Origin of the sequence: Oxalicibacterium sp. (genome assembly GCF_035565035.1) — a bacterium.
GTDB lineage: Bacteria > Pseudomonadota > Gammaproteobacteria > Burkholderiales > Burkholderiaceae_D > Oxalicibacterium.
In genome coordinates this window covers 1-11950 of sequence record NZ_DATMTD010000031.1, presented here as the reverse complement: position 1 = coordinate 11950, position 11950 = coordinate 1, and the positions used below count along the sequence as shown (strand labels likewise).

General features: G+C 57.6%; 10 protein-coding genes. 8 read left to right on the top strand and 2 right to left on the bottom strand.

Annotated elements, in window-relative coordinates; genetic code table 11:
* Positions 1–102 precede the first annotated feature (102 nt).
* Positions 103–966 carry a LysR family transcriptional regulator gene (locus VN114_RS03020; protein WP_325511851.1) on the bottom strand — a complete coding sequence of 288 codons (864 nt, stop codon included), beginning with the start codon at positions 964–966 and terminating at the stop codon, positions 103–105.
* 289 nt (positions 967–1255) lie between these two features.
* Here VN114_RS03020 and cfa point away from each other — a divergent pair, with 289 nt between their 5' ends.
* The 4 genes from cfa (at position 1256) to VN114_RS03000 (ending at position 6476) form a co-directional block, all read left to right on the top strand.
* Positions 1256–2446: a cyclopropane fatty acyl phospholipid synthase gene (cfa, locus tag VN114_RS03015; RefSeq protein WP_325511849.1), complete on the top strand. Its 1191-nt coding sequence runs from the start codon at positions 1256–1258 to the stop codon at positions 2444–2446.
* A 133-nt stretch (positions 2447–2579) separates the two neighbouring features.
* Positions 2580–2798 carry a hypothetical protein gene (locus tag VN114_RS03010; RefSeq protein ID WP_325511847.1) on the top strand — a complete coding sequence of 73 codons (219 nt, stop codon included), beginning with the start codon at positions 2580–2582 and terminating at the stop codon, positions 2796–2798.
* A 257-nt stretch (positions 2799–3055) separates the two neighbouring features.
* Positions 3056–5203, top strand: a complete 2148-nt coding sequence (locus VN114_RS03005; RefSeq protein ID WP_325511845.1) for a TonB-dependent receptor — start codon at positions 3056–3058, stop codon at positions 5201–5203.
* 22 nt (positions 5204–5225) lie between these two features.
* Positions 5226–6476 carry a PepSY-associated TM helix domain-containing protein gene (locus VN114_RS03000; protein ID WP_325511843.1) on the top strand — a complete coding sequence of 417 codons (1251 nt, stop codon included), beginning with the start codon at positions 5226–5228 and terminating at the stop codon, positions 6474–6476.
* Between the two features lie 15 nt (positions 6477–6491).
* On the opposite strand, the gene VN114_RS02995 is transcribed toward VN114_RS03000, so the two are convergent.
* The gene (locus VN114_RS02995; RefSeq protein ID WP_325511841.1) at positions 6492–7418 is read right to left on the bottom strand and encodes a LysR family transcriptional regulator; all 927 of its coding nucleotides are present in this window, start codon (positions 7416–7418) and stop codon (positions 6492–6494) included.
* A gap of 187 nt (positions 7419–7605) precedes the next feature.
* Between VN114_RS02995 and VN114_RS02990 the strand changes: the two genes are divergently transcribed.
* The 4 genes from VN114_RS02990 to VN114_RS02975 are packed head-to-tail and all read left to right on the top strand — an operon-like array spanning position 7606 to position 11819.
* Positions 7606–8064, top strand: coding sequence for a (2Fe-2S)-binding protein (locus tag VN114_RS02990; protein WP_325511839.1), 459 nt, complete (start codon positions 7606–7608; stop codon positions 8062–8064).
* A 5-nt stretch (positions 8065–8069) separates the two neighbouring features.
* Complete coding sequence (locus tag VN114_RS02985) at positions 8070–10406, top strand: xanthine dehydrogenase family protein molybdopterin-binding subunit (RefSeq protein WP_325511837.1); 2337 nt, start codon at positions 8070–8072, stop codon at positions 10404–10406.
* A gap of 19 nt (positions 10407–10425) precedes the next feature.
* Positions 10426–11484 (top strand): XdhC family protein, encoded by a 1059-nt coding sequence (locus VN114_RS02980; RefSeq protein WP_325511835.1) that lies wholly within the window; start codon positions 10426–10428, stop codon positions 11482–11484.
* A complete protein-coding gene (locus tag VN114_RS02975) occupies positions 11472–11819 on the top strand; it encodes a c-type cytochrome (protein WP_414694184.1) in 348 nt (115 codons plus the stop codon). Before VN114_RS02980 ends, VN114_RS02975 begins: the two co-directional genes overlap by 13 nt.
* The last annotated feature ends 131 nt before the right edge of the window (positions 11820–11950 follow it).

Sequence of the window (11950 nt, the reverse complement as noted above, 5' to 3'; positions counted from 1 at the left end):
CTATTTGACTTTTTCTCCCATGAATATGGGATTTGAGATGTATATGACTTCCAGATTTATATATCTGCTAATGCCGGTATATGTAATCTGCAAATGGAACTTTCACGGCGCAATATCCCAATGCTCCGCCCAATCACTCTCATCCTTGACGATGTCGCGCAGAATATCGAACGCCTTGTGCAGCGGTTCCGACTTGTTTTCGCGTGAGTAGATCAGGAAGACCGGATACGAAAATTCCGGTGCGCTTTTTACCTGTGTGACCAATCCTCTTTCAATCGCACGACGTGCAACGCGTGTGCGGAAGTAGCCGCTGCCGCCGTTCTTCAGCAGATACTGAAACGCGAGCGGGCCGAGGCTGAAGGACATGGCGTTGCGCGCTTTTTCCGGCAGTGCGGCGTCGTGCGCTTTGCGGAATGCTTCGCCCCAGTCGATGTAGATGTACGGCTCGGGGTTGTGCGTCGAGGCGACTTGAATCAGTTTTTCTTCCAGCAGTTGTTCGACCTGCATGCCGGTCCAGTATTCGGGCCGGTGCACGAGCGCGGCATCGAGCAGGCCGTGTTCCAGTTTGTTCTGCAGCGTCGGGCCTTCTCCGACTTCAATGCGCACGGCTTGCGTCGGCAGTTCGTCATGCAGGCGCGTCGTCCATTGCAGCACGAGCGGATTGCAGAGGCTGACTTCGCAGCCGAGCGCGATGGAGTTGCCGATGCCGTCCGGTAGCGGCAAGTCGCGTCGGGCGGCATCCCATGTTTGTACCAACTGGCTGGCGTAGCCGGCGAAGGTTTCGCCGGCATCGGTGAGGCGCGCGCCGGAGCGATTGCGCACGAACAGCGAGCAGCCGAGTTGCGATTCCAGATTCTGTACGCGTGCGGTGACGGTGGTTTGCGTGACGTGCAGGCGGTTCGCGGCGGAGATGAAGCTGCCGGAGCGGACGATGCAGAGAAAGGTGCGGGCGAGTTCAATGTCCATCGGTGTATGCAGTCCTTCGTTGCCACTTCGTGGTCGCCATTTTTAATAGCAACCTTTTTGATAATAAATGCATGTTTTATTCATTATTCATGCATTTTTAAATATGCATAATATATACATGTTTTGAGAAAACAGCGCAGCAAGAGGGAAAAGCGGCGAGACACGCGGAGAAAAACGCGGACAAGAAGTCGAGAGGCGGCCGCAAGAATCCATCACTGAATCTGTTGTCGTCCAACCATGTTTTGCAGGTGTTTCTTCCATTCAACCGGTCCGAAAGGAGAGCGAATTCATGTCATCACAGCCATCTTCGTTGAACGCTTCACCTCACGCCGTCATCGCGGCGCCGCCATCGATTACCGGCAATGAGCGCCTGCATCGTGCGACGGTCGAGTTGCTGGACAAGGCTGCCATTCGCGTCAACGGATCGAACCCGTGGGACATGCAGATCAGGGCGGCCGGTGTGCCGGAACGCGCCTTTTCGCAAGGCAACCTGGGTTTGGGCGAGGCGTACATGGATGGCGCGTGGGATGCGGAAGAACTGGACGAGTTCTTCTCCCGCTTGCTGGGCACGCGGCTGACCGATGGCATCCGGCCATTGCGCCTGCTGGGTTATGCACTGACCGCGAAGCTGTTGAATCGCCAGGGCAAGAAGCGCGCGAAGAAGGTCGGCGAAGTGCATTACGACCTGGGCAACGATTTCTATGCGGCGATGCTGGATTCGCGCATGACGTACACCTGCGGTTACTGGGCGACGGCAACCGATCTGGAGCAGGCGCAGCGCGACAAGCTGGATCTGATCTGCCGCAAGTTGAAACTGCAACCCGGCATGCGTGTGCTGGATATCGGTTGCGGCTGGGGCAGCTTCATGGCGTACGCGGCGCAGCACTACGGCGTCGAATGCGTGGGCGTGACGATTTCAAAAGAGCAGGTGGCGTGGGCGCAGGAACATTACGGCGACAACCTGCCGCTGGAATTCCGCCTGCAGGATTACCGCGACGTGAACGAGAAGTTCGATGCGATTGCGAGCGTCGGCATGTTCGAGCATGTGGGCCGCAAAAACTATCGTACTTATATGGAAGTGGCGCATCGCTGTCTGCACGACGACGGCCTGTTCCTGCTGCACACGATCGGCAAGAACATGCGCAAGTCGGCACCCGATCCGTGGATCGACAAATACATTTTTCCGAATGGCGACCTGCCATCGGTCGGCCAGATCGGCGATGCGGTGGACAACCTGTTCGTGGTGGAAGACGTGCACAACTTCGGCGCGGATTACGACAAGACGCTGATGGCGTGGTTCCGGAATTTCGAGAAGGCGTGGCCGCGGTTTGAGCACCTGCTGGGCGAACGTTTCTATCGCATGTGGCGCTATTACCTGTTGTCGTGCGCAGGTGCCTTCCGCGCACGCGACATTCAGTTGTGGCAGTGGGTGCTGTCGAAGGAAGGCGTCAGGGACGGCTATCGACGGGAAGCCATCTAGTCGATGGAAGCGGAATTGAAAGAAAGCGGCGCGAATGAAAACCGTGTCGTGCAGTACCAGGGAGCAGTGGGTTCGGCTGCGGTTTGATAAGTGAACGCAGTCGGAGTTTGTAGTTTTCTACACAGGAGGTTATATGCAAGTCATCGACGAAATCAAAGTGAAAAACGCGGCCGGCAAAGTCGTGATCCTGCAAAACATCGGGAAAGGCATCAGCTATCTCGACTTCGGCATGACGCACCTGCCGCGCGATTTTCAAGGGTATCGCGTGAAGTACACCGATCGCGTCGCCCAACCGCAGCCTGACGGGTCGTTCAAGATCAGCGACAACGGCGACGTGTTCAAGCCATTGTAATAGTCAGTAAGCCACGCTGATCCGTGGCGGATTTGTCTGATGCATTCGCCTTCCGGAGTTCGTTCGCCGGGAGGCGAATTTCATTCCGGGCGTAAAGGTTTTGTTAAAAAAATTGGAAATGGGAATAATTACCATTTAGAATGGCGGTTCTAGTAGATGGGCATGTTTCGCATGACATCTCTTTTGCAGCCAGCCAGTGGACGTGTCCGTTAGCCAGCCATTGAAGTCTCCCTCAATGTTTTGACTCAAGGACAAGCATGACACGTCGTCTCACTCCGCTCGCGGCCGCACTGGCCGCTGTTTTCGGTACGTCCGTACTTCTTCATGCGCAGGCGTTTGCGCAGACTTCCCTTGATACCTCTGTCTCACAAGCGACGCAGTTGCCGACTGTGACGGTGACGGCGACAGGCGACTCTCCACAACATCTGAACGCCAAAACGGACGCTGGTGCATTGGGTTCGCGGTCGCAATTGGACACGCCGTTCTCCAGCACTGTAGTGAAAAGCGAAGATCTGGCCGAGCGGCAGGTGAACAAGCTTGGCGACGTGTTCGCGCTGGATGCATCGGTTTCGGACAATAGCGGCGGCTATACCAGTTGGGCGACCTACATCACCGTGCGTGGCTTGCCTCTGGATTGGCAAAACTCCTACCGCATCGACGGCATGCCGTTCATGAGCTATTCGATCACGCCTCCGTATGAACATTTCGAGCAGGTTGAACTGCTGAAGGGATTGTCCGGTTTCATGTACGGATTTGCCGCTCCGGGTGGGATGGTCAATTACGTGACGAAGAAGCCGACGGATACGCCTGTGCGTAGTGTCGATGTAGGTTACTTGTCCAACAATGTCTGGCGTGAACATATCGATCTGGGCGGTCGGGTCGGTCAGGATGGCCGCTTTGGTTATCGTTTGAATGCAACGCATGAAGATGGCGAAACCTTTAACAAGGGTTCGATCAAGCGCGATTCATTGTCGTTGGCGCTCGATGCAAAACTGACGCGCGATCTGACATGGACGTTCGATGCACTCTATCAAAAGCGCAAGCTGAAAGACCAGACGCAATCCATCTCTGCGGGACGTGCGGCAATGACCGGATACACGTCCGGCTACACAGGAAGTGGACTGCCGTCGGTGGTTCGCGACGATGACCAGACGCTGGTGGGTGGCGGACAATTCCTGGATACCGATTTGCAGATGTACACGACCGGTTTGAAATATCAGTTGGCACCGAACTGGGCGTTGAGCGCAGCGATCAGCCATAGCGAGTCCAAGCGGCGACGCAATGAAGGCACGGCTTATCTGCTCAACTCCGCCGGCGATTACAACGACGTCCGCTCGGATTCGAATGAAACAGGTACGTTCGACTATGCATCGCTCATGGTGGAAGGAGAAGCGATGACGGGCTCGATCAAGCATCAACTGGTGTTTGGGGCGTCGTCGCAAAAGCAGAAAAACGATTACAGCGCGAACAGTCAGTATGTACTCATAGGTACCGGCAATCTCAACACACAGAATCCGAACAACTATGAAAGCGTGACCGACTTCGACATGGTTCGCGATAGCGAAATAACGCAGAAGGCAATTTTCGCCAGTGACACGGTACAGCTGTCCGATCGCTGGTCCGTGATTGGCGGTCTGCGTTATACGGATTACAAACAAACCAGTCGCTTTGCAGTGGACGCGCCGTACAAAGAGAATGTCGTCTCGCCGACGGCGGCGGTGATGTACAAACTTGAACCGGGCACGACGTTGTATGCGAGCTATGTCGAATCGCTGGAACAGGGTGCGCGTGCCGGCGTCGGCTTGGCGAACGATGGAACATTGCTTGATCCGCTGGAGAGCAAGCAATACGAATTCGGCATCAAGACTGAGCGAGAAAAATGGAGTGCCACCGCTGCGTTATTCCGTATCGAGCGTGGAGCGGAATATACCAATGCAGCCAATGAACTGGTTCAGGATGGCGAAACCATTTATCAAGGTTTGGAACTGGCGGCATCGGCACGGCTCGGATCGCAATGGGATGTGCTCGGTAGTCTGATGTTCCTCGACAGCGAATACAAAAAGGGTGCGGTCAATATCGGCAATCGCGTTGCGGGTGCGCCGGAATTCATCGCAGCTGCCCAGCTCGGTTATCGCGTCGCTCAACTTCCCGGCCTGAGACTGTTGGCAGATGCCAAATACACCGGCAACACGATGTTGAATGGCGCAAACGACTTGAAGGTGCCGGGTTATACCTTGCTGAATGTCGGTGCAAGTTACACCACACGCATCGGTGGCAAGGACACCACTTTCCGCGCCGCGATCAACAATGTTGCGGACAAGAAGTACTGGGAATATCAATATGAAAACTGGATCAAGCCGGCCGATCCGCGCACCCTCAGCGTGAGCGTCAAGGTCGACTTCTAAGTCATCAACTTTCATTACTCACATGCGTTCATCTCTCGTTCTCGTTCACCGCTGGTTCGGCCTGTTTATCGCGCTGTTTTTGCTCGTTTCCGGCCTGACCGGCGCGATCATTTCGTGGGATCACGAACTGGACGAGTGGATGAATCCGCATCTGTTCGACGCACGCGCCAAGGGTGAACCATTACCGCCGCTGGCGCTTGTGGATATCGTGGAGAAGGCTGATCCGCGTGCGCGCGTCAGTCTTTTTCCATTGCAATACGAAGACGGTCACACTGCGCAGATCTGGGTGGATTCGCGCCGCAATCCGGAAACCGGACAACGTTACGATCTTGGTTACGATCATGTGTTCGTCGATCCGGTTAGCGGTGAAATTCTCGGAAAACGCTTGTGGGGAAAGATTTCGCTGAGTCCCGAGCACTTGATGTCGTTTCTGTACAAGCTGCACTTCACGCTGCACTTTCCGGAGTGGCAGGGTACGGATCGCTGGGGCGTGTGGTTGATGGGCATCGTGGCGCTGATATGGCTGATCGATAATTTCGTCGGATTTATCCTGACGCTGCCACCGAAGACACGCAATGGGAGCGCCGCCGCAAAGAGCAAAGGGTGGTGGTTGCGGTGGCGGCCGTCATGGCTGATCCGGTTCGGTTCGGGTGGCTACAAATTGAATTTCGATCTGCATCGTGCCGGTGCGTTGTGGGTATGGGGCGTTCTGCTGATCATTGCATTCACCTCGTTCTCCCTGAATCTGTATCGCGAGGTGTTTTATCCGGCAATGTCGCTTGTATCGAAGACCACGCCGGGGCCATTCGAAACGCGCACGCCGACGCCATTGCATCAACCGGTGGAACCACAGGTGAGCTGGAAGGAACTGCTGGAGAGAGGCAAGGCGGAGGCGATGCGCCGCGGCTGGGCGGAACCGGTCGGTAGTGTGTTCTACAGCGATAATTTTGTTGTACACGGCATCAGTTTCTTCGAGCCAGGAATGGATCACGAAGGCGGCGGCATGCAGGTGAAGAATCTGTTTTATGACGGCCGTGACGGACGCCTTTTAGGCGATCGTGTTCCGTGGGAAGGAACGGCTGCAGATATCTTCGTGCAATTGCAGTTCCCGCTGCATTCGGGACGCATCCTCGGCATGCCAGGCCGTATCCTGATGTCAATCATGGGTTTGCTGGTGGCGATGCTTTCCGTCACCGGTATTTATATCTGGTGGAAAAAACGGAGTGCACGAAGAAAGTACTCATCAATCAGTAATGCATCGGGTCGATGGTGACTTACTTCTGCATTCTTAGTGCCCGATCGCCTTGAAATCCGCCAGCGTCGCCGGATTGGACAGCGCTTCGACGATGTGGTCGTACACCAGCCGGATGCGCGCCGGCACCGGTCCTCGTTGCGGACGGTATACATAGAGATCCCACGGCGCAGGCTGGAAATCGTCGAGTACGCTGACCAGTCGGCCGGAGCGTAAATGCGGGCCGGCCATGAACATGGGCAACTGTCCGTATCCGAGGCCGGCGAGCATCGCGCTGAATTCCGCCTCCGGATCGTCGGTAATGAAGGACGGCGCGGCCGGCACGATGACCTGGTTGCCGGCGAAGAACCACGGCCAGATGCGGCCCGTGTTGTGATCGGTCAATGCGGTGGTCGGCAATCGCAACAGGTCTTGCGGCGTCGTCGGTCTGCCTTTGTTCGCCGCCAGTTTTGGTGTGCCGACCACGACCAGCGCGATCTTGGCAACGGAGCGTGCGACAAAACGATTGTCGCGCAGCGGACCGATACGCACGCCGATATCGATTTTGTCATCGACCACATCCGCCACAACGTTCGATAACTGCACTTCCAGCCGGATGCCGGGATAGCGGCTGGCAAGCGGCATCAACGCCTGCATCAGATAATGACGACCGATGGTACCGGCCGCCGTGATGCGCACGACGCCGGTCAGTCCTGCGTCCGGCAACCGCGCGTTGCGATGAAACAGATTGTCGATGTGGGAGACGCCGTCGCGTGCATGGACGGCAAGCTGCGCGCCGAACTCGGTGATGTGCACGCCGCGCGTATTGCGGTGGAACAGCAGTTCGCCGACCGCTTCTTCCAGTTCCTTGACGGCGCGCGTGATGGCTTGCGGCGATGTGCCGAGACGCGCTGCGGCTTCCTTGAAGCTGCTGGCTTCTGCCGCCGCACAGAAAAGACGCAGCATTTCCAGCCGATTCAGCATAACTCTCCGTTTTTCAGGTCGATTGTCCCGCCGGATTGCACAACGGAGAAAAAGCCCCGTTCAGTTCGCGTTCCAGATTTTGGAATTCTCAAATCTTAACATTTTCATTTATTGCCAGTTTGCATCCGCTCAATACTTGGCTTCCGAAGTTTCCGGTTTTTCAATCCTTTCTCCCTTCTCAAAAATCATGGCGACTCTCACTATCAACGGCAAACAACATCAGATCGATCTGCCTGACGACACTCCGCTGCTGTGGGCGTTGCGCGATCAACTCGGCATGACAGGTACGAAATTCGGCTGCGGCATGGCGCTGTGCGGCGCGTGCACCGTGCATCTCGACGGGCAGCCGATCCGCTCGTGCGTGACGCCGATTTCGGCCGCGGCCGGCAAGCCGATCGCGACCATCGAGTCGATGGCGGACGACAGCATCGGCAAGCGCGTGCAGAAGGCGTGGATGGACCTCGGCGTGCCGCAATGCGGTTACTGCCAGTCGGGTCAGATCATGTCTGCCACCGCATTGCTGAAAACGACGCCGCATCCGACCGATGAACAGATCGACGCCGCGATGAGCGGCAACATTTGCCGTTGCGGCACCTACACGCGCATTCGTGCCGCGATCAAGCAAGCCTCTGCGGCGAAGGGTTGAACAACATGAAGATTACATTCCATAAAGAACAGAACCACGCCGACGCAGACAATGCGGCAGAAGGATTCTCGCCATCGCGTCGCACGCTATTGAAAGGCATGGGCGCGCTGACGTTCGCCTTGACGGTCGGCGCCAACGGCATCGTGCGTACCGCGACCGCGGAAGAAATCAAGAAATACGGCGGCGACGCGATGCCGGGCGGCCTGGTCGACAATCCGCTGGTGTTCGTATCGGTCGGCAGCGACGGCATCGTCTCGATCGTCGTGCACCGTTCGGAAATGGGGCAGGGTGTGCGCACCGGCCTGCCGCTGGTGGTTGCGGACGAACTGGAAGCAGACTGGAGCAAGGTGCGCGTCGTGCAGGCGAATGCAGACGAGAAGAAATACGGCAGTCAGGACACCGACGGTTCGCGCAGCATGCGGCATCACTTCAAGACGATGCGTCACATGGGTGCATCCATGCGCACGATGCTGGAGACTGCCGCCGCGACGCAATGGAATGTGCCGGTAGGAGAAGTGAAGGCGCGCAATCATGAAGTGGTACATGCGAAGAGCGGCCGTCGCATCGGTTACGGTGCATTGGCTGAAGCGGCAGCGAAACTGTCGCCGCCGGATGTGTCCACCTTGCGCATGAAGAAGCCGAACGAATTCCGCTACATCGGCAAGCAGGATGTGCGCGGCATCGATTTCTCCGACATCGTGACCGGCAATACGCATTACGGCATCGACACGCATTTGCCCGGCATGCTGTACGCCGTCATCGCGCGTCCGCAAGTGTTGGGCGGCAAGGTCGCCAGCTACGATGCGTCGGCCGCGATGAAAGTGCCGGGTGTGGTGAAGGTCGTGCAACTGGCGGGATCGCCGCCGCCGACTTACTTCAATCCGCTTGGCGGCATCGCTGTCATCGCGTCCAACACGTGGGCGGCGATGAAGGGACGCGAGGCGTTGAAGATCACATGGGACGATGGCCCGAATGCGCGTTACGACTCGGTCGAATTCAAGAAGACTTTGGAAGAAGCGGCACGCAAACCGGCGAAAGCGGTGCGCAACGACGGCGATGCGGTGAAGGCGATTGCCGATGCAACGCGTCGCATCGATGCCGAATATTATCTGCCGCACATTGCACATGCGACGATGGAACCGCCGGCTGCCGCCGCACGCATTGTCGATGGCAAGTGCGAAGTGTGGGCCTGCGTGCAGGCACCGCAAGCCACGCATGATCTGGTTTCCAAACATCTCGGCATCAAACCGGAAGATGTCACCGTGCATGTGACCTTGCTCGGTGGCGGCTTCGGTCGCAAATCAAAACCGGATTTTGCGGTGGAGGCAGCGCTGCTGTCGAAGGCGATGGACGGCAAGCCGGTCAAGGTGACGTGGACGCGCGAAGACGATATCCACAACGATTATTTCCACACGGTGTCGGTCGAGCATATGGAAGCCGCACTCGACAAATCCGGCAAGCCGACCGCGTGGCTGCACCGCACGGCGGCACCGACCATCGGCGCATTGTTCAGTCCCGGCGCGAAGATGCAGCTACCGTTCGAACTGGGCATGTCGGCGGTGAACATTCCGTTTGCGATTCCCGACTTCCGCGTCGAGGTGCCGGAGGTCGAAGCGATGACGCGCGTCGGCTGGTTCCGTTCGGTGTCGAATATTCCGCACGCTTTTGCCGTGCAGTCGTTCGTGGCTGAAATGGCCGCAGCGGCCAAGCGCGATCATCGCGACTATCTGCTCGAACTGATCGGGCCGTCGCGCAAGATCGATCCGCACAAGATGGCGGACGACTGGAACTACGGCGAATCGCCGCAGGTCTACCCGCTGGATACCGCACGCATGAAGAACGTCATCCAACTCGCCTGCCAAAAGGCGAAATGGGGACGCAAGCTGCCGAAAGGTCACGGCCTCGGACTCGCGGTGTCCTACAGTTTCGTCACGTATGTGGCGACGGTGATCGAAGTCGTGGTGGCGGACAACGGCGAAATTTCCATTCCGCAAGTCGACATCGCAGTCGATTGCGGACCGCAGGTGACGCCGGATCGAATCCGGTCGCAGGTGGAAGGTGCATGCATCATGGGATTGAGTCTGGCGATGACGGGCGAAATCACATTCAAGAACGGTCGTGCGGAGCAAAGCAATTTCCACGACTACGAAGTGATGCGTTCCTTCGCTGCGCCGCGTGATATTCGCGTGCACATCGTGCCGCACGATTTCGATGTGCCGCTTGGCGGTGTTGGCGAACCGGCCACGCCGCCGATTGCACCGGCGCTGTGCAACGCGATCTTTGCAGCAACCGGCAAGCGCATTCGCACGTTACCGATACGCGATCAATTGAAATCAACCTGATCGAAACGGAAGGTGATGCATGGATAGCATCGATCTGGAAGTACTGAAAGCGGCCGATGCGTGGATAGACGCCGGCCAGCCGTGCGAACTGGTCACGGTGATCCAGACCTGGGGTTCCAGTCCGCGGCCGGTCGGCGCGACGATGGCGATTCGTGCCGATGGTCGCGTGGTCGGTTCGGTTTCCGGCGGCTGCATCGAAGACGACCTGATCGACCGTGTACGAACTGTCGGCATCCTGCGCACCGCGCCGGAACTGGTGACCTACGGTATCAGCGCGGAAGAAGCATTCCGTTTCGGCCTGCCGTGCGGCGGCACGATCCGGCTCGCGATCGAACCGCTGACGCAAAAAAGTCGCATCAAGGAATTGTTGCAACGCCTGGCACAGCATGAACTGGTTGCACGCCAGCTTGATCTGGAAAGCGGCAACGTGAAACTCGTCGCAGCGGCACCGACCGATGCACTTGCCATCGATTGCGGCATGCTGACAACCGTGCATGGTCCGCGCTGGCGATTGCTGATCGTCGGCGCCGGACAGTTGTCGCAGTTCCTGGCACAGATCGCCACCGCACTCGACTACCACGTCACGATTTGCGATCCGCGCGAAGAATATCGCAGCGGCTGGCAGATCGATGGCGTCGATGTCGTGCACACGATGCCGGACGATCTGGTGCTGCAGATGCAACCGGACAGCCGTACTGCCGTCGTCGCACTGACGCACGATCCCAAGCTCGACGATCTCGCATTGATGGAAGCGTTGAAGTCGGATGCGTTCTACGTTGGCGCAATCGGTTCGCGTGTCAACAACGCACGCCGTCGCGAACGTTTGAAAGAGTTCGACGTCAGCGATGTGCAACTGCAGCGTCTGCACGGCCCGATCGGCATCTACATCGGCAGCAAGACGCCGGCGGAAATTGCCATCTCCATTCTTGCCGAACTGACTGCAGTGCGTAACGGCGTCGTCGTGCCGAAAGCCATGGACGTCGCACACGCCAAACAGGCAATCGAATCCACCGGCGCGCGTGAAGCGAACAGTGGCCCATCCTGCAAACTGACGGAGAGCATGTCATGGCAACTTTGAAAAATGCATTGATTCCAGCACTTGCATCCGCCGCATTGTTCGGTGCCATGCCGTCGGCACATGCACTCGACGCGGCGGCGGCATCGGCGCTGGCGGGCAAGGGTGCCTGTGTCGCCTGTCATGCTGCGGAACGCAAACTGGTCGGCCCGGCCTACAAGGACATCGCAAAGAAATACGCCGGCGATGCCAATGCCCAGGCTTATCTGGCGAAGAAAATCCGCAGCGGCGGTTCCGGCGTCTGGGGTTCCATGCCGATGCCGCCGCAAGCCACGCTGAGCGATGCGGAAATCGGCACGCTGGCTGAATGGGTGCTGGCAGGCGCTCCGCCCAAATAGGGAAATCGATCGCCTATACACACTCCCTTCGGCGTTTTTATTTTCCGCCAAAAAAAAGCCCGCATTTCTGCGGGCTTTTTCATTGCAATCCTGTGATCGCTGTCTGATGCCTGGTTACTGTCCCGGAGAAC

Bases quoted from the DNA above. Each gene is read 5' to 3' on its own strand.
- VN114_RS03020 (WP_325511851.1), bottom strand. From the start codon at position 966: ATGGACATTGAACTCGCCCGCACCTTTCTCTGCATCGTCCGCTCCGGC.
- cfa (WP_325511849.1), top strand. From the start codon at position 1,256: ATGTCATCACAGCCATCTTCGTTGAACGCTTCACCTCACGCCGTCATC.
- VN114_RS03010 (WP_325511847.1), top strand. From the start codon at position 2,580: ATGCAAGTCATCGACGAAATCAAAGTGAAAAACGCGGCCGGCAAAGTC.
- VN114_RS03005 (WP_325511845.1), top strand. From the start codon at position 3,056: ATGACACGTCGTCTCACTCCGCTCGCGGCCGCACTGGCCGCTGTTTTC.
- VN114_RS03000 (WP_325511843.1), top strand. From the start codon at position 5,226: ATGCGTTCATCTCTCGTTCTCGTTCACCGCTGGTTCGGCCTGTTTATC.
- VN114_RS02995 (WP_325511841.1), bottom strand. From the start codon at position 7,418: ATGCTGAATCGGCTGGAAATGCTGCGTCTTTTCTGTGCGGCGGCAGAA.
- VN114_RS02990 (WP_325511839.1), top strand. From the start codon at position 7,606: ATGGCGACTCTCACTATCAACGGCAAACAACATCAGATCGATCTGCCT.
- VN114_RS02985 (WP_325511837.1), top strand. From the start codon at position 8,070: ATGAAGATTACATTCCATAAAGAACAGAACCACGCCGACGCAGACAAT.
- VN114_RS02980 (WP_325511835.1), top strand. From the start codon at position 10,426: ATGGATAGCATCGATCTGGAAGTACTGAAAGCGGCCGATGCGTGGATA.
- VN114_RS02975 (WP_414694184.1), top strand. From the start codon at position 11,472: ATGGCAACTTTGAAAAATGCATTGATTCCAGCACTTGCATCCGCCGCA.